This window comes from Streptomyces sp. NPDC031111, from assembly GCF_055570675.1.
The window spans coordinates 235381-252641 of record NZ_JBVIGS010000012.1 but is presented as its reverse complement, the minus strand read 5'-3'; the positions used below and the strand labels follow the sequence as shown (position 1 = coordinate 252641).

Sequence of the window (17261 nt, the reverse complement as noted above, 5' to 3'; positions counted from 1 at the left end):
CGGTGCCCCGGCAGTAAAAGCCTCCCACTCATCGCACCGCCGGAGAACCCCGGCACGGGGCCGTCGCCCAGGCCGGGCTCATGGGTACCCGGGTGGTGGACCTGCCGAGGGAGGTAACCATGCATTCCACTGAACCGACACCGCGAGTGGTCGTGGGTGTGGACGGATCGCCGTCGTCGTACGAGGCGCTGCGCTGGGCCGTACGGTACGCCGGGACGGTCGGAGCGGTGGTGGAGGCCGTCCACGCGTGGGACACGCCGTCGTCCACCGGGTGGACCGGTCCCGCGATCGACCCCGCATTCGACGCGGAGCAGGCACGCCGGCGCTTCTCGGAGCAACTGGGCGCCGTGTTCCCGGACGAGCGGCCCGCCGGGCTGCGGGAGCGGCTGGTCGAGGGCGACCCCTCGGAGGTGCTGATCCGCGCCTCGGAGGGGGCGGACCTCCTGGTGGTGGGCCACCGCGGACGGGGCGGGTTCGCCCGGGCGATGCTGGGCTCGGTCAGCCAGCGCTGCGCCCAGCACGCGTCCTGCCCGGTCGTCGTGGTCCGGCACGGGCAGGGTTCCGGCCGCTGATCCCGCCCGCCGTTCCGGACGCGGTCCGGTGCGCCACCCGGGGCGGTCCGGGCGGCGCGCCGGCGTCAGCGGCCGGCGGTGCGGTCCAGGAGACCGGTCACCTCCCGGCGCACCTCGTCGCGCGCTTCCGCGGGGAGTGTTCCCAGGTCGGTGCGGTCCAGGGACTCCAGCACCTGCTCGGCGCCGGTGTCGCAGGGCGTGGTCTCGCTGATCACCTCGTAGCCGTCCCGGACGGCGACGAAGAGGCGGTGCCCGCCGTCGCTCCCGGCGTGCACGGCGGTGGCGACGACGAGGGGCGGCGGCCCGCCCACTTCGCCGGGCGCCTTGTAGTACCCGCTGGCCACGGGGTCGCTCCAGCGCAGGTCGAGCATCAGGTGACGTTTGGCCACCACTTCGGCCAGGTCGGTCTCGTAGGTGCCGTCCCGGTCCAGGACGGTCGCCCGCGCGTCCAGGACCAGCGCCGCGGGCAGCAGGCAGCGCAGTGTGCTGCCCACGATGTTGCCGCCGACGGTGGCCGTCCGGCGCACGGCGCCGGTCCCGACGGTGGAGGCGGCACGGCGCAGCACGTCCGGCACCCGGTCGTCCACCTGGTGCAGCAGGACGGCCGCGCCCAGCGCCTCCCGCTCTATCAGGTTGGCCTGGGGCAGCTTGCGCAGGGACATCGCCTGCTCGGGGAAGCCGTCCCGTTGCCAGAGGGCCCACACGAGGGTGGCTCCGCCGACGGGTACCGCTCCCTCGGCCAGACACCGCTGGGCTTCGGACAGGGATGTGGGCAGACGCAAGAGCACGACGGTCGACCTGCTTTCCTCAACAGGGGCGGGGAAACACGGCACTTGGCGGGGTGATCACGGGCACTGCATTGTCGGCGGGGATCCGGGGGCGCGTACAGGGCTCACGGGTTCGCCGTGTGCGCCCATGCCTGGCGACCTTGCGCTGGCGGGTCGCTCGCCCCATGGTCGACGCGCGTCAGCGGACGTGAGCGGGGTTCCCCGGCCGACGCCGGGGAACCCCCGGCGCGTCGGCGGGCGGCGGGGTGCCCGGTCACAGCAGCCGCCGGATCTCCCCGCGCACCCGGTAGAAGCCGCCGGCCGCCGGGTGCAGCGCGTCCACGACGTACCGCGCGCCGGGCACCCGTATCGCGCGCGGGAACTGCACGTTCCAGGAGTCGTCGTAGCCGTCGGACACGACATGGACGCGCAGCCTGCCGTTCTGCTGCACGCATTCGACGACGACCGCGCCGGAAGGCGCCTGCGCGACGGTGGCCACCGCGGTCGCGGCCGTGGCAGGCGCGTACGTCGGCAGGGCGGCGGCGAGCTTGACGTCCCGCACGACCGGCACCGTGCCCTGCTGCGCCGCGGTGACGGCCGCCTCGCTCGCGTCCACGCACACCAGCGAACCGTCCGTGGTCACCAGATAGAGCCGCTCGTCGCGGTACTGCATCGACAGGGCCGATCCGCCGCCCGTGCCGAGCTTCCACAGCCGGGTGCCGTCCCGGTCGAAGCAGTAGACGGACGACGCGGCGTCCCCGGCGAAGACGAACCGGCCGCCCGGTGAGGTGGCGCACGAGTACACGGCGCTGTCGCAGCCGTAGGTGGCCTCGATGGCGCCGGTCGCCTTGGACAGCCGCTGCACCACGCGGTGCGCCGTCCCGGCGTAGACGGTGTCGTCCTCCTGCCAGCCGAACAGCACCCCGCCCTTGGTGGGGGTGTGCCACAACTCGCCGCCGCCGTCGGGCGCGTACGCCGTGACGCCACGGTGGTGGCCGTGGTAGACGGCGCGGTCGTCGGCGCGGACCATCCAGGCGTGCTCACCTTGGCTGCGGCGGGTCCACTGGTGCTCGTCCTCGTGGTCGATGACGGTGAGGCGCCCGGCGCGGTCCGAGACGTTCAGCACGCCCTCGTGGATGTCGAGCCAGAAGATGTCGACGTCGGCGGCGATGTCGTAGGCGGCGAACGGCAGCTTCGAGGACAGGTCGTAGACCCGGCCGTCGTCGCAGCCCGCGTAGATCCAGAAGTCGTCGGCGACCAGGCACTTCACGCCGTCCGGCAGGCTGAAGCGGGCCAGTACGTCGCCCTCGTGGTCCAGGGTGTAGACGTCGCCGGCCTGATTGCCGACCCAGCAGCGCTCGTCGTCGACGTGGATGCCGAACGCCGAGGAACCGGTGCCGAACCGCCACAGCACGGGAGCGACGGCACGCGCGGTGGACGGGGCGGAGGCCACCTGACGCCGGGTCACCGCGCGCGGCGCCCGCTGACCCCGCACCGCCGGAGCGTAGCCCTTGCGGACCTTCTCCCCCACCTTCTTCGCCGCGGCGGCCTGCGCCTTCGCCGTGGAGGGGAACGTCGTCGTCTGGGTCTGGCCCTCCGCGCCGATCCTGCCGTAGCGCACGGTCACGGTCTGCCCGTCGACGGTCACTTCGTAGAACTTGTGCGCGCCGCCGCCCTCCTGCGACAGCTCCAGATACGTCGTCGACACCGCGGACCCGGCAGACATGGCGAACCCCTCCCCAGACGGAACCCGCGGCCTCTCCGCCGGGTCCTACTGATCACACAGTAGGCGCGGCCACTGACAATGGGGGCGGTCGCCCTCGCCGACCGGTCGCCCCCGCACGAACGAACGGACCCATGAACGCCGCAACGCTGCTGGACGTCCTGCTGGACGCCGCCCGCCGTGCCCCCGACCAGGTGATCGTCCATGTCCGGGGCGACGGCGGCGAAGTGCCCGTCACCTACCGGCGGCTTCTGGAGGAGTCCCTGCGCGTCGCGGGCGGTTTCCGGGACGCGGGGGTCGGGCCGGGCACCTGCGTGCCGGTGCTCGCGGACCGCGGTGAGGACTTCCAGCCCTTGTTCTGGGGCGCGCTCGCGGCCGGTCTGGTGCCGGTGCCGCTGGCGCCCGACGTGCGGCGGGTACGCCCGGTGTGGGAGCACCTGGGCCGGCCCCCGGTCGCGGTGGACGAGGCCTGCGCCATGGTGGCGGGCCAACTCCCGGAGGGTGCGGGCGTGTTGCGGCTGGCGACGCTGCGGCGGTCGGCCGCCGTCGAGTCGCCGGCCGCGCCCGACCCGGACGATCCCGCGTTCCTCCAGTTCTCCTCCGGCAGCACCGGGGCGCCCAAGGGCGTGGAGCTGACCCATGCCGCCGTGCTGGCCAATCTGCGGCAGCTGACCGAGGCCGCCGCGCTCACGGACCGGGACGTGGTGGTCGGCTGGATGCCGTACTTCCACGACATGGGTCTCATCGGCACCCATCTGGCGCCGCTCGCCGCGCGGGCCAGGCAGGTGAGGATCGCTCCGCTGTCCTTCGCGAAGAACCCCCGGCTGTGGTTCGACGTGGCCGCCGCGCACCGGGCCACGGTCCTGTCCGCCGCCAACTTCGCGCTGGCGCTGACCGTGCGCCGGGTCCCCGAGGAGGTGTTCGCCGGGCTCGACCTGAGCGCGGTCCGGCTGCTCCTGGTGGGCGCGGAGCCCATCTCGGCGACGGTGTGGCGGGACTTCGCCGCGAGGACCCGGCCGTCCGGGCTGGACCCCCGGGCGGCGACACCGGTGTACGGACTGGCCGAGGCGACGCTGGCGGTCGCGTTCCCGCCGCCGGGCGAGGTGGCCGTGCCCGTGTCGCTGGAGCGTGCCGCGCTCAGCCGTGGGCGGGTGGTCGAGCGGGAACCGGGCGGTGACGCCGTGGAGTTGATGGACGTGGGGCTGCCGGTGCCCGGCTGCGAGGTGCGGATCACCGACGACGGCGGCCGTCCGCTGGGCGACCGGCGGGTGGGGCACATCGAGGTGCGGGGGCCGCAGCTGGCCCGCGGGTACCACGGACTGCCGGAGGCGACGGCGGCCGCCTTCGCGGACGGCTGGCTGCGCACCGGTGACCTGGGCTTCCTCCGGGACGGCCGGCTGTGTGTCAGCGGCCGGCACAAGGACGTCCTCTTCGTCAACGGCCGTACGTTCCATGCCCCGGACATGGAGGAGGTCGCGGCGGCCACACCCGGGGTGCCGGCCGGGACGACGGTGGTGGTCGGGTCGACGGACCCGGTGACCGGCGGGGAGCGGGTGGTGGTGTTCGTCGCCTGGGCGCGGCCGCCGCGTACCGCTGCCGCCGTGCTGGACCGGGTCGCGGGGCGGGTCCGCGCGGCGCTGGGCCACGACGACGTGCGGGTGTTCGCGCTGCCGCCGTCCGCCTTCCCCCGGACGACCAGCGGGAAGGTACGGCGGCAGCGGATGCGGTCACGGTTCGAGGCGGGGGCGTACCGGCCCGCGGCCTCCTCCGGTACCGGGGCGGGCACCACGGGCTCGGCGTCGCCGCGGCCGTCCGGGGATCCGGTGCCGGCGCCCCGCTCCCGCGCGGAGGTGCGGGGCGTGGTGCGGGACGTCTGGGCGAGGGTGCTGGGAGTGCCAGAACCGTCGTTCGGGGACGGGGACCGGTTCGCCGACCTGGGCGGCGGCTCGCTCAAGGCGATGGAGGCGCTCGCGGAACTGGAGCGGGCGCTGGACGTGACGCTCGGCCCGGCCGTCATGCGCGACGACACGGTGGCCGCGCTCACCGACCGTCTCCTGGACGCGGTCGAGGGCACGCCGGCACCACCACGACCGGCACCCGAACGCCGGCCGTCACCGGGCCCGGAGACCGCCGTGGTGGGGCTGGCGTGCCGGTTCCCCGGCGCCGGTACGCCGGAGGAGTTCTGGGAGCTGCTCATGGCGGGCCGTGACGTCGTGACGGCGGTGCCACCGGGCCGTTGGAGCACGGACGCGGCGGCGGAGAGCGGACGATGGGGCGGCTTCCTGGACGAACCCGCCGCCTTCGACGCCGATCACTTCGGGATCGGCGCCGAGGAGGCTCGGGCGCTCGACCCGCAGGCCCGTGTCTTCCTCGAACTCGCCCACGAGGCACTGGAACGCGCCGGATACGCCGGGCCGCGCCGCCGCGGCCTGCGGATCGGTGTGTTCGCCGCCGTCGGCGACAGCGGCTACCGGCAGATCCTCGCCGAGGCCGCGCCCGCCGGCGCGCCGCCCGCCGAGGCGGCCCTGACCGGCAACCTCCCCAACCTCGTCGCCGCCCGCGTGGCGCACTGTCTCGACCTGGACGGCCCGGCGCTGGCCGTCGACACCGCCTGCTCCTCGGGTCTGGTGGCCCTGCACCTGGCCCGGCGCAGCCTCGCCGAAGGCGAGTGCGACATCGCCGTCGTGGGCGGCGTCAACCTGCATCTCACCCCGGCCGCGCACCAGTCCCTGGAGGCATCGCGGGCCCTGTCACCGACCGGGCGCGGCCGTGCCTTCGACGCGGCGGCCGACGGGTTCGTGCCGGGGGAGGGCGGGGCGGCCCTCGTCGTACGACGCCTGGCCGAGGCCCGGCGGGACGACGACGCGGTGCTGGCCGTCGTACGCGGCACGGCGGTCAACAACGACGGTACGTCGCTGAGTCTGCTGGCGCCCAACCCGCTGCGCCAGCGGGAAGTGATCGGCCTGGCCTACCGGGACTGCGGCGTCGACCCTGCGTCCGTGACGTACGTCGAGGCGCACGGCACCGGCACGCCCGTCGGCGACCCGATCGAACTGCGCTCCCTCGCGCACGCCTTCCCGCCCCGCCCGGACGGCCGGCCCCGGCTGCTCGGCTCGGTGAAGACGAACGTCGGGCATCTGCTGAACGCGGCGGCACTGCCCTCGCTGGTGAAGGTCGTCCTCGCCCTGGGCCACGGCCGGCTGCCCGCTTCCCTGCATCACTCGACGCCCTCCCCCGCACTCGAGGGGTCCGGGTTCGCCCTGATCACCGAGCCGACCGACTGGGAGTCGTCCGGGCCGCGCAGGGCGGGCGTCAATGCCTTCGGCTTCGGCGGCACCAACGCGCACGCCGTCCTGGAAGAGGCCCCGCCCGCCCCGACGGTCGCCCGGGGCCCGGCGGACGGCGGCCCTCGTCTGCTCACCCTCTCGGCGGGCAGCGCGGAGGGGCTGGAGGCGTGGGTGTCGCGGCTCGCGGAGCATCTGCGGGACCATCCGGAACTCGACGAGGCCGATGTGTGCGCGACGGCCGGCACGGCACGTGACGAGCGGCCCCACCGCCTCGCGATCGTGGCCGAGGGGGACCTGCGGGAGCGGCTCGCCACGCGGCGGGGCGCGATCGGCGGGACGGTGACGAAGCGCCCCCGGACCGTGTTCGTCCTGCCCGGTCAGGGAGTACTGCGGCCGGGTCCGGGCCGGGCGCTGTACGCCACGGCACCGGTGTACCGCGCCACCCTCGACGAGGCGTCGGCGTCCATCGGGAAGGTGCGCGGGCGGGAACTGGCCGACTGGTGCACCGACGAAGGGGTGTCCGAGGACGACCTGGCCGCGACGGAGGTGGCACAGCCGCTGCTCGTCGCGCACGGTGTCGGCCTCGTCCGCCAGCTGACCGCCTGGGGCGTACGGCCCGACGCGCTCCTCGGGCACGGCGTCGGTGAAGTCGCGGCCGCCTGCGCGGGCGGGATGCTGTCGCTGCGCGAGGCGGTGACGTTCGCGGCGGAACGGGGGCGCCTCATGGGCGAGTCGACCGCGCCGGGCGCCATAGCGGCCGTACGGGGCGCCGGGGAACGGGAGGTGACCGCCTTGGTGGAGGCGGCCGGCGGTGACCTCGCGGTCGCCGCGTACGACGGGCCGGGGCGGATGGTGCTCTCCGGTGCCCCCGACGCGGTGCGCGAGGCGACGCGTCGGCTCACCGAACTGGGTGCGACCGTACGTCCGTTGCCGGTGTCGCGCGCCCTCCACTCCCCGCTGATGGAGCCGGTCGCGCACGCCCTGACGGACGCGGCACGCGAACTGGCGCCGACGGCGCCCTCGACACCGGTGATGAGCACGCTCACCGCCGCGTGGCAGCCGTCGATGGACCCGGACCACCTGCGCGAACACGCCCTGCGGCCGGTGCAGTTCGGCCGTGCCGTGGCACGTCTGGTGGAGGAGGGCTACGACACCTTCGTGGAGCTGGGTTCTACGGGAACGGTCGCGGCCGACGGCGACACCTTCGTGGTCCCCGTGCCCGCGGCACCGGGCGGAGCAAGGGAGTTGATGGAGACCGTGGCCCGCCTCTGGGCCCACGGCGTACCGCTGAACCGCACGTCACTCGACGCAGGCCACCGCCGAGCACCACTACCCCCGTACCCGTATCAACACCGCACCTACTGGCCGCGACCCGACTCACAGGCTCTCCTCCACGACATCGCGTGGCACCCAACCGCGGGCAGTCGTGCCGCTGGGGCGATGGGGGTCCCCCCGCTCGAGCGGAGCCGAGAGCGGGGGAGGGTGGGCGCGACGGCACCCCGCGAGCGCCGGGCCGCGCAAACCGCCCCCCGGCCCACCCCGACGGGCGGCCACATCGTGGTGACCGGAGCGGACCCCGCCTCCGTGCGCCGACTGGCGAACCAACTCACCGCCCACGGCGTGCACGCGGTCCCGGACACGGAAACCGTAGAGGCCCCGGAAACCCTCATCCTGCTCGGCGCCCCGACCCACCCCGACACACCCGCGGACTTCGACCGACACCAGCACCACGCGATCACGGCACTGCGCACCGCCCTCGCCCTCCTCGACCGCACCCACGCCCACCGCCTCCTGGTGGTGACCCATGACGCCCACACCACAGGCCGCACCCCGGAGTGTCCGAACCCCGCGCAGGCGATCCTCGGCGGCCTGACCCCGGCCGTGCGACAGGAGTCGACGGAGGTGATCGCCAACTGGATCGACCTCTCCTCCCTCGACGAAGAGGAGCAGCGCCTGCGGGCACTGGTCGCCGAGACGACGGCGCCCCAGGCGGAAGGCCCCATCGCCTGGCGCGCCGGTCACCGTCTGCAACGGCTGGTCGTGCCACGCGCCGCGCAGGGAACAGCCGGCCCGGACCGACTCCCCGCCAACGGTACGTACCTGATCACAGGCGGCACCGGAGGCATCGGCTCCGCCCTGGCCCGTGACCTCGCGACCCGGGTCCGCCCCGTCCTCGTACTGGCGGGACGTTCCCCCCACCCGCCCGAGGGCCTGCTGGAGGAGCTCACCGCGCTGGGCGCCGACGCCCGCCACGTCGGCGCCGACCTCACCGTCCCTGAGGACGTCGACCGGCTCGTCGCCGAACTGCCGCCGCTGGACGCCGTCTTCCACGCGGCCGGAGTCGCCCGGCCCGGCACCCTGCGCGGCACGGACGTGCGGGAGACGGTGAACGCGCTGGGCGCGAAGACGCTCGGCACCGTCCTGCTGGCCGAGGCACTGGACCGGCACGGGCAGCGCCCCGGGGTGTGCGTCGCGTTCTCCTCCGTGGCGTCGGTGCTTCCCGGCCTGGCCGGCGGCCTGGGCGCGTACGCGGCGGCGAACGCCTTCCTCGACTCCTTCGCCGGGGCCGGGCGGCCGGCGGGCCGGCCGTGGCTGTCGGTGAACCTCGGTCCGTTCCGCGAGACGGGCCTCGCCGCCGGAAGGGCCGCCGCGCTCGCGGGTGCCGCGGGCCGGCCACTGGCGACGGCGCCCGCTCTGGCGGCGCTGCGGTCGGCCTGCGGCACGGACGCGGCCCAGTTGGTCCTCGCCGATCTGACACCCGCTCCCGCACCGGACGCGCCCCCGCCCACGGCCGTCGAGCGGTCCGAGGAGGGGATGGTCCGCCCCTCGGCCCCGTCCGGTACGGCCGCCCTCCTGCGGGAGCTGCTGGCGCAGTCCCTGGCGGTCCCGGTATCGGCGGTCGACGACGACACGCCGTTCCTGACCCTCGGTCTGGACTCGCTGGGCGCCGTCGATCTCGTCAAACGGCTGGAGCGGACGCTGGGACGGGACCTGCCCACCACGCTCTTCTTCGAGCACCGCACGGTCCGCGAACTCGCCGCCCACCTCGACGAGCGAACCCCCGGCGGCACGGAGGGCGAGCCCTTCGCGCTGACCCCCGTCCAGCTGGCGCTGTACACCAGCAGCCGGCTCCACCCGGACGTCCCGGCACGTGGTCATCTGCGGCTGACGGCCCGCGGGCCGCTCGACCCCGACCTCCTGGGCCGGGCGCTGTCGTCACTGGCCGAACGGCACGGCATGCTGCGCCTGCGGGTGGAGGACACCGGCGCACGGCCGGCCCAGCGCGTGACACCGCCCGTTCCGGTGACGGACTGGTACGAGGTGCTGGACTGCGCCGCCGAGGACGTGACCGGCATCGAGTCGGAGGTGTGCAACCGGCCCTTCGATCTGTCGGCGGAGCCGCCCGTACGCGCCGTGCTGCTGCGTCAGGGGCCGGAGCTCGCCCAGCTGCTGCTGGTCGTGCACCACGCGGCGGTCGACGGGTACAGCCTCAACCTCCTCGCCGAGGAGTTGTGGGCCTCGTACACCGCGCTGTGGCACGGAGGGCCCGCACCGCGACTGCCTCGCGCGCCCGAGTTCGCGCGGTACGCCGCGGACACGCGCGGCACCGGCATGCCGCAGGCCGTACGGCGCTACTGGGCGGAACGTCTCGCCGGGCGCGGTGAACCCCTGCGGCTGCCCTACGACGGTGATCCGGACGCGCCCGCGACCGGGCCGATCGCGCAGCACCAGGGCGAGCTCGACGCGGAGTCGAGTGCCGGTCTCGAACGGCTGGCCGCCGCGCACGGCGTGTCCCTGTTCCATGTGCTGCTCGCGGCGTACGTGCGCTGCCTGGCGCGGTGGACGGGGCGCCGGGACGTCGCCGTGAACGTGGCGAGGGCCGGGCGTGACGACCGCTTCGACGGGGTGGAGCGGCTGGTCGGCCCGCTCGCCGACACCCTTCCGCTGCTGTGCGAGGTGGCGGGCGGGGAGCCGGTCCTGGCGCTGGCGGAGCGGTTGCGCGAGCTGTGGCTGGAGACCGAGCGGCATGCCGGGGTGAGCAGCCTGGACCTGGCCGCGCTGCTGCCCAGTGCCGGTGCCGGTCCCCGCACGGTGAGCCCCGCGGGTTTCAGCTTCGCCCGCTTCCCGGCCGCGCCGGCCACCGGCTGCCCCGTGGAGGTGCGGGCGACAGCGGCCGGAACCGGGTCGGCCACGACCCGGCTGTCGCTGCTGTGCTGGGCGGACGGTCCGGTGCTGCGCATGTCGTGGAACTTCCCGGCCCCGCTGTTCGAGCGGGCGACCGTGGCGCGTCTGGACGGCGAGTTCCGCGCGGAGCTGGCGGACGTCCTGCGCACGCCCGCCGAACCGGCACCGTCCCCGCGAACCGGCGGTGACGTTCCCCTGGTCGCCCGGCTGCTCGAACGGTTCCGTACGCACTCCGGCGCGATCGCCGTCGAGGCCGGGGAGGCGTCCCTCACCTATGGGGCGCTCGACCGTGCCTCCGCCGCCCTCGCGGCGCGGCTGCGCGCGCACGGCGTGCGCCCGGGTGACCTGGTCGGGCTGCTCACCGAGCCCGGTGCGGACACCGTGGTGGGGGTGGTGGGCGTGCTGCGGGCCGGGGCAGGCTGGGTCCCGCTGGATCCGGAGCATCCCCGGGCGCGGCTCACCGATCAGCTGACCCGTACGGGCGCCGCCACGGTGGTGCACCACTCCCCCACCCGGCACCTCGCCGACGGGCTGAGCGGCGTACGGGCGGTGGCGGCCGACGATCCGTCGGACCACACCGGTCCGCCCGCCGCCGCCGTGCCCCACGACCCGGAGGCGATCGCGTACGTCATCTTCACCTCGGGGTCGACGGGGCGCCCGAAGGCGGTTCCGGTCACCCACCGGGCGATGGAGAACTATCTCGGCTGGGCCGTGGACACCTTCGGTTACGGTGCCGACGACCGGCTCGCGCAGACCGCGTCGCCGTGCTTCGACGCCTCGGTGCGCCAGTTGCTCGCTCCGCTGATGGTCGGCGGGACGGTGGTGACCGTGCCGCGGCACCTGCTGCGGGACCCCGAGCTGTTGCTGGCACACGTGGAGCGGGCGCGGGTGACCGTGTGGAGTTCCGTTCCGACGCTGTGGGAGCAGTTGCTGTCCGCCGCCGAGGCGCGGGCGGCGCGAGGCGTGGATCCGGTGGATCTGTCGGCGCTGCGCTGGGTGCACGTCGGGGGTGAGGCGCTGCCGGTGGAGCACGTACGCCGCTGGTTCGACCTGTTCGGTGGCGGCGCCCGCGTCGCGAACCTCTACGGGCCGACCGAGACCACCGTCAACGCCGCCTGTCACATCGTCGAGTCCCGTCCCGGGGACGACGTACGGCAGGTGCCGATCGGGCGGCCGGCGGCCGGTGCCCTGCTGGAGGTGGTCGGTGCCGACGGTGCGGTGTGCGGGGTGGGCGAGACCGGGGAACTGCTCATCGCGGGCCCCGGTCTGACACCCGGCTACCTGGGCGAACCGGAGCTGAACGCACGGGCGTTCACGCTGCGCGCGGGACGGCGCTGGTACCGCAGCGGGGACCGGGTGCGCCGGTCGGCGGACGGCGTCCTGGAGTTCCTGGGCCGAGTCGACGACCAGGTGAAGATCCGCGGAAACCGGGTGGAGCCGGGAGAGGTCGAGGCGGCGCTCCAGAGCTGTCCCGGTGTCGCGCGGGCCGTGGTGCTCGCGCACGAGGGGCGGCTGCTCGCCTTCGTCACCACCCTGGTCGGATCCGGGCGGCCCGGCGCCGGTGAGGTGCGCCGGCGGCTGGCCGAGCTGCTGCCGTCGTACATGGTCCCGGCGCGGATCACGTTCGTCGACGAACTGCCGCTGACCGGGACCGGCAAGGTCGACCGGTCGGCGCTGCCGACGGCGGACGCCGGTGTCGCCCCCGGCGCTCCGGTCACGGCGTCCGGTGACGGGAGGACTGCCCCGGCCACGGGGACCGAACGGCGGCTGGCGGCGATCTGGCGCGATGCGCTGGGGGTGGCCTCCGTGTGCCGGGAGGACGACTTCTTCGAGCTGGGCGGCGACTCGCTGCTCGTGCTCCAGGTGTTCGCCCGGCTCGCGGACGGGGCGGGGCCGCTGCCCCGGCCGACGGTGATCTACCGTCATCGCACCCTCGCCGCGCTCGCGGAGGCCGTGGACGCCGCCGTCGCGCAGGACTCCACGGTCACGGCCGCCCCGCCCGCTCCGGACGGGGACGGGGACCCGGGCCCATTCCCCGTCACCCCCGGCCAGCGCGGATTCCTCCTCGCCGAGGCGCTGTCGCCGGGCGGTGGAACGTGGCTGGCGCGGCTCCGGCTGTCCGGGGCGCTGGACCCCGGGCTGTTCCAGCGGGCGGTGGATCTGCTGGTGGAGCGCCACGGCATGCTGCGTACCGTCTTCCCCGCCGGTGCCCGGCCGCCCGTTCAGCAGGAGTTGCCCCGGTCGCTGCGTCTGCCGGTCGACTTCGAGTCGGTCGCCGGTCCGGCCGAGGTGGACGAGCGTGCCGCGACCGAGGCGGAGCGGCGGCTGGAGCCCTGGGCCTGGCCGCTGCTGCGGCTGCGGGTGCTCACCCTGGACCCGCGCGAGCACGTCCTGCTGGTGCACGCGCACCATCTCATCGGCGACGGATACAGTTCGGCGCTGCTGATACGCGAACTCACGGAGACGTACGACCGGTTGGCCGCCGGTGCCGATCCCGGGCCGCCCGCGCCACGGAGCGGGTTCCGGGATCACGCGCCGGCGCTGTCCCGGTCCGCCTCCGGGGTCGGGAGCGGCGACGACACGCCGGCCGCGGTGGAGCGCCGGGCCCGGGCGGCACGGCTGAGCGCCCCGTACCGGCCGCCGGTGCTGCGGACCGGCGCGGAGGGCGGGTTCGGGTCGGTGGAGTTCACGCTCGACGCGGATCTGACGGCCGCCCTGCGCACGGTCGCCGCGTCGGCGGGGGCGACGCTGTACGCGCCGCTGCTGACCGCCTACTACCAGGAGTTGGCGACGGTGACGGGCCTGCCCGATCCGGTCGTGGGCCTGGCGGTGAGCGGACGCGACCGTGCGCTGCCCGACGCGCACCGGGTCTTCGGGCCGTTCGCCACCGCCGTACCGGTGCGGCCGGCCGGTGCGGCCGACGAGCCCCTCACCGACGGGGACTTCACGGACGCCCTGCGCCGGATCGCGGCGGAGGCGGAGGAGGCGCGCACCCACGAGGACGTGGTGCCCCGGTACGCCGACGGTCTGCCCATGACGTCGCAGTTCTTCTTCACCTACCTCGACTTCGCGGCGCTGGCCCCGCGGGGCGACGGCGCGCTGCGGGTGTCGTGGGAGGCGGGGGACAGCATGTTCCTGCCGCCGTCGTCCGCTACGGACCTGTTCATGGCGGTGCGGCCCGCGGATGAGGGGCTGCGGGTCACGGTCCGTGGCGCGGCCGCCGCGTTCTCGCCGGCCGCGCTCGACGGCTTCGCCCGCGCGGTGCGCGGCCGGCTGGAGCGGGCCGTCGAGGGCCGCCGGGTCCTCCCGGTGCCCTCCCCGGGGAGGAGGCGGGAGACGATGGACGCGGCCCTCGTCGGCTATCTGCCCGCGCCGGAGCATCTCGCACGGCTCGCGGGGATGCCCGAGGGGGCGCTGCCCCGGAACGAGGTGCGCGAGACGCTGTTCCCCGACGGCCGTCCGCGGCTGCTGGAGACGGTGCGGACGCCGCTGGGCCGGTCCGGATTCGTGTGCGTGCCGCTCTTCGCCGACGAACTCGGCCGGGACACCGGTCTGGTGGACCACACCGCTCGCGCGGTGTCGCTGGCCGCTTCGCTGGGCGCGCGCTGTGTGTCCCTCGCCGGGATGATCCCCTCGCTCACCGGGTACGGCTTCGACGTGCTGCGGCACCAGCGGTACGCGACGACGGTGACGACGGGTCACGCGGCGACGGTGGTGTCGGTGGTCAGGACCGTGCACGCGGCGCTCGCCGCCACCGGCCGGGATCTCGCGGATCTGGAGGTGGCGTTCGCCGGGCTCGGGTCGATCGGCGCGTCGTCACTCGAGCTGCTGCTGTCGCTGGCCGCCCGTCCGCCACGGCGTCTGCTGCTGTGCGATGTGCGCGGCAGCCGGCCACGGCTGACGGAACTCGGGCGTCGGCTGCGGGAGCGCGGGCTGGCCGGCGAGGTGGAGATCGCCGAGGCGCGGCGGATGCTGCCGGACGCCGTCCACTCCGCGGATCTGCTGGTGACGGCGGTGAGCGGGGCGACGGCGGTGCTCGACGTCGACCGGCTGCGGACCGGTGCCGTCGTGGTCGACGATTCCTTCCCGCACTGCTTCGACACCGGGCGGGCCCTCGCCCGGATGCGGGAACGGAACGACGTCCTGGTCCTGGGCGGCGGGCTGCTGCATGTCGGCCGGACCGGCCGGGAGGCCGCCGCCGGCCTCCCGGCAGCGGCGGCGGCCGCTCATCTCGCCCAGCCCTGGATCGACGGGACCCTGGCCTCCTGCCGTACCGAGTCCCTGCTGCGCGCCGCGGACGACCGACTGCCGCTGGTGCACGGCCTGGTGGACGCGGCGGTGGCACGGGCGTACTGGGACGCCATGGAGGCGGCCGGGGTCACGGCGGCGCCGCTGCACCTGCTCGGTCACACCGTGGGCCCGGCGAGGGGCGCCGGTCTGCCCCCGTCGTCGTCAGACGCCGAACTCCGTCGGTGAGAGGTTGAGGGCCGAGCAGGCTTCGCGAATGGCGTACTGCTCGGCCGGCTCGAAGCTGCCGTCCGCGCCGGCGACGACCATGCCGGTCTGCACGACGGCCCGGGCCTCGACCGGCTTCTTCGCCGCCTTGGCGATGTCCTCCAGGGCTCGCGCCTTACCCAGTTCGAAGTTGGCCGTGAGCCGGTCCACGTGCTCGTTGAACCGCTTGCGGAGCTGGTCCGGCGGGAAGTTCTGCAGCACCTCGTTGGAGACGATCAGTTCCTCCACGCGCTGCCGCTCGGCCGGGTCGACACGTCCGTCGGCCGCGGCGACGAGCGCGCACATCGCCATGCTGGCGTCCCGGTAGGCGCCGCTCTTGAGCTCCGTCTTGGCCGAGGCGAGCTGGGACTTGAACAGCCCCATCAGCTGGGCCTTGGAGCCGCCCGAGGAGGAGCCGTGTCCCTGCTGGTGCGCGCCGCCGCCTCCCGTCCGCGCGCCCTGGGACTGCTGGAGAGTCCTGGCCTGTTCCTTGAGCCGGTCCCACATCGCCACTTGGTGCCACCTCTTCTGTCGCTGTACGGTCCGTCCGGTCAAACGGACGCGGCCGCAGCCATGTTCCCGCACGGCAAAAGAAAGGCAAAATCCAGCCGGTAGCAGCGGCTGAACGGATCACAGGTTTAGCCACCCTCGGTACGGGTGAGGCGGCTGGGATGTCGTCGTCGCCCCACCTCCCCGCCGCCGCATCCCGTACCGGACGTCTCGTCGCGTCACGCTTGGACGGCGCGTCCGGCGCGAAAGGGACGGAGCGGGAGGCGCCCGCCGCAGGGGACGACACGTCGCGGCGGGCGCCACAACGCGACGCGTTCTTCGACAACGCCAAGTACCTGGCGATCGTGCTGGTCGCGGTGGGGCACGCCTGGGAACCGCTGCGTGACGGCAGCCGGGCCGTCAGCGCGCTGTACATGTTCGTCTACGCGTTCCACATGCCCGCGTTCATCGTGGTCGCCGGGTACCACTCGCGGGGTTTCGACGGCAGTCCGGCGCGCGTCAAGCGGCTGGTCACCGGCGTCGTACTGCCGTACGTGGTGTTCGAGACGGCGTACACCCTCTTCACCCGCTGGACCGACGGTGTGCCCGACCGTCCGGTCACGCTGCTGGAGCCGCTGTATCTGACCTGGTTCCTGGCCGCGTTGTTCGTGTGGCGGCTCACCACGCCGCTGTGGAAGCTCGTACGGTGGCCCGTTCCCCTCGCCCTCGTCGTCGCGATGCTGGCGACGGTGTCCCCTTCCCTCGGCGAGGACCTGGACGTGCAGCGCATGCTCCAGTTCCTGCCGTACTTCGTGCTCGGTCTCGTCCTGCGGCCCGAGCACTTCCGGATGGTGCGACGGCGCCGGGTGCGGATCCTGGCCGTACCGGTCTTCGCCGTGGCGCTGGTCACGGCCTACTGGGCGGTCCCCCGGGTGTCGTCCGCCTGGCTCTACCACCGGGACAGCGCGCAGGAGTTGTCCGCGCCCGCCTGGTACGGCCCCGCCATGACCCTGCTGCTGTTCGGCTGTTCGCTCCTGCTCGTCGCCTGCTTCCTGGCCTGGGTGCCGGGGCGGCGCACCTGGTTCACGGCCCTGGGAGCGGCCACCCTGTACGGCTATCTCCTGCACGGTTTCGTCGCGCAGGTCAGCAAGTACTGGGGCTGGTACGACCCGGACTGGCTGTACCGGCCGCTCGGCCAGATCACCGTCACCCTGGTCGCCGCCGTGATCGTGACGGCTCTGTGCACACCGCCCGTACGACGTGTCTTCCGCTGGGCGGTGGAGCCGAGGACGGACTGGGCGTTCAAGCGCTGACCGGGGCGGAGCCGGCGGTCAGCGGGCGGGGTCGCCGCCCCGCCGTTCGTGCCGGAGCGCCGCGCCCGTGGCGACGGCGCCGAGGCCCTCCCAGACCCCGACGCCGATGAACGCCTCCGGTGCCCGTCCGCCGATCACGGCGACCGTGAAGACGGTGCAGGTCAGCAGCCTGAACGGCACCGTCCAGCGGAAGAAGGCCCGCCAGTCGGCGAGGGCGGCCAGCACGTAGTAGACGCCCATGTTGAGCGCCGCCATCGACGACGCCGTCACGAAGGCCGATGTGTGGTCACCGCTCCCCCGCTCGCCGGGTGTGGCCAGGCCCAGCAGCGACAGCTGCGCGGCCGGCGAGACCAGGCCCACCGCGCCGAGGATGGCGGCGAGCACGCCGAACACGGCCATGGTCCAGCCCGAGAGCGAGCGGGGACGTCTCA

The 17261-nt window shown here is 74.6% G+C and carries 7 protein-coding genes; 3 read left to right on the top strand and 4 right to left on the bottom strand.

Annotated features, from left to right (window positions below; translation table 11 throughout):
- The first annotated feature begins 119 nt into the window (after positions 1–119).
- Complete coding sequence (locus ACZ470_RS25135) at positions 120–572, top strand: universal stress protein (RefSeq protein ID WP_468430633.1); 453 nt, start codon at positions 120–122, stop codon at positions 570–572.
- Positions 573–637: 65 nt separating this feature from the next.
- Here ACZ470_RS25135 and ACZ470_RS25130 read toward each other — a convergent pair whose 3' ends face one another.
- Entirely contained in the window at positions 638–1360 is a 723-nt protein-coding gene (locus ACZ470_RS25130) for an FAD binding domain-containing protein (protein WP_468430631.1), read from the bottom strand.
- A gap of 253 nt (positions 1361–1613) precedes the next feature.
- Positions 1614–3065: a WGR domain-containing protein gene (locus ACZ470_RS25125; RefSeq protein WP_468430629.1), complete on the bottom strand. Its 1452-nt coding sequence runs from the start codon at positions 3063–3065 to the stop codon at positions 1614–1616.
- 131 nt (positions 3066–3196) lie between these two features.
- Between ACZ470_RS25125 and ACZ470_RS25120 the strand changes: the two genes are divergently transcribed.
- Entirely contained in the window at positions 3197–15010 is an 11814-nt protein-coding gene (locus ACZ470_RS25120; RefSeq protein ID WP_468430627.1) for an amino acid adenylation domain-containing protein, read from the top strand.
- Here ACZ470_RS25120 and ACZ470_RS25115 read toward each other — a convergent pair.
- Positions 14987–15541: a tellurite resistance TerB family protein gene (locus ACZ470_RS25115; RefSeq protein WP_468430625.1), complete on the bottom strand. Its 555-nt coding sequence runs from the start codon at positions 15539–15541 to the stop codon at positions 14987–14989. The two genes, ACZ470_RS25120 and ACZ470_RS25115, sit on opposite strands and share 24 nt — an antisense overlap.
- A gap of 158 nt (positions 15542–15699) precedes the next feature.
- On the opposite strand from ACZ470_RS25115, the gene ACZ470_RS25110 reads away from it, so the two are divergent.
- Positions 15700–16830, top strand: coding sequence for an acyltransferase family protein (locus ACZ470_RS25110; protein WP_468430623.1), 1131 nt, complete (start codon positions 15700–15702; stop codon positions 16828–16830).
- An 18-nt stretch (positions 16831–16848) separates the two neighbouring features.
- On the opposite strand, the gene ACZ470_RS25105 is transcribed toward ACZ470_RS25110, so the two are convergent.
- Entirely contained in the window at positions 16849–17229 is a 381-nt protein-coding gene (locus tag ACZ470_RS25105) for a hypothetical protein (RefSeq protein WP_468430736.1), read from the bottom strand.
- Between the last annotated feature and the right edge of the window lie 32 nt (positions 17230–17261).

Excerpts from the sequence above, each read along its gene's own strand:
- ACZ470_RS25135 (WP_468430633.1), top strand. The coding sequence starts at position 120 with ATGCATTCCACTGAACCGACACCGCGAGTGGTCGTGGGTGTGGACGGA.
- ACZ470_RS25125 (WP_468430629.1), bottom strand. The coding sequence starts at position 3,065 with ATGTCTGCCGGGTCCGCGGTGTCGACGACGTATCTGGAGCTGTCGCAG.
- ACZ470_RS25120 (WP_468430627.1), top strand. The coding sequence starts at position 3,197 with ATGAACGCCGCAACGCTGCTGGACGTCCTGCTGGACGCCGCCCGCCGT.
- ACZ470_RS25110 (WP_468430623.1), top strand. The coding sequence starts at position 15,700 with ATGTCGTCGTCGCCCCACCTCCCCGCCGCCGCATCCCGTACCGGACGT.
- ACZ470_RS25105 (WP_468430736.1), bottom strand. The coding sequence starts at position 17,229 with ATGGCCGTGTTCGGCGTGCTCGCCGCCATCCTCGGCGCGGTGGGCCTG.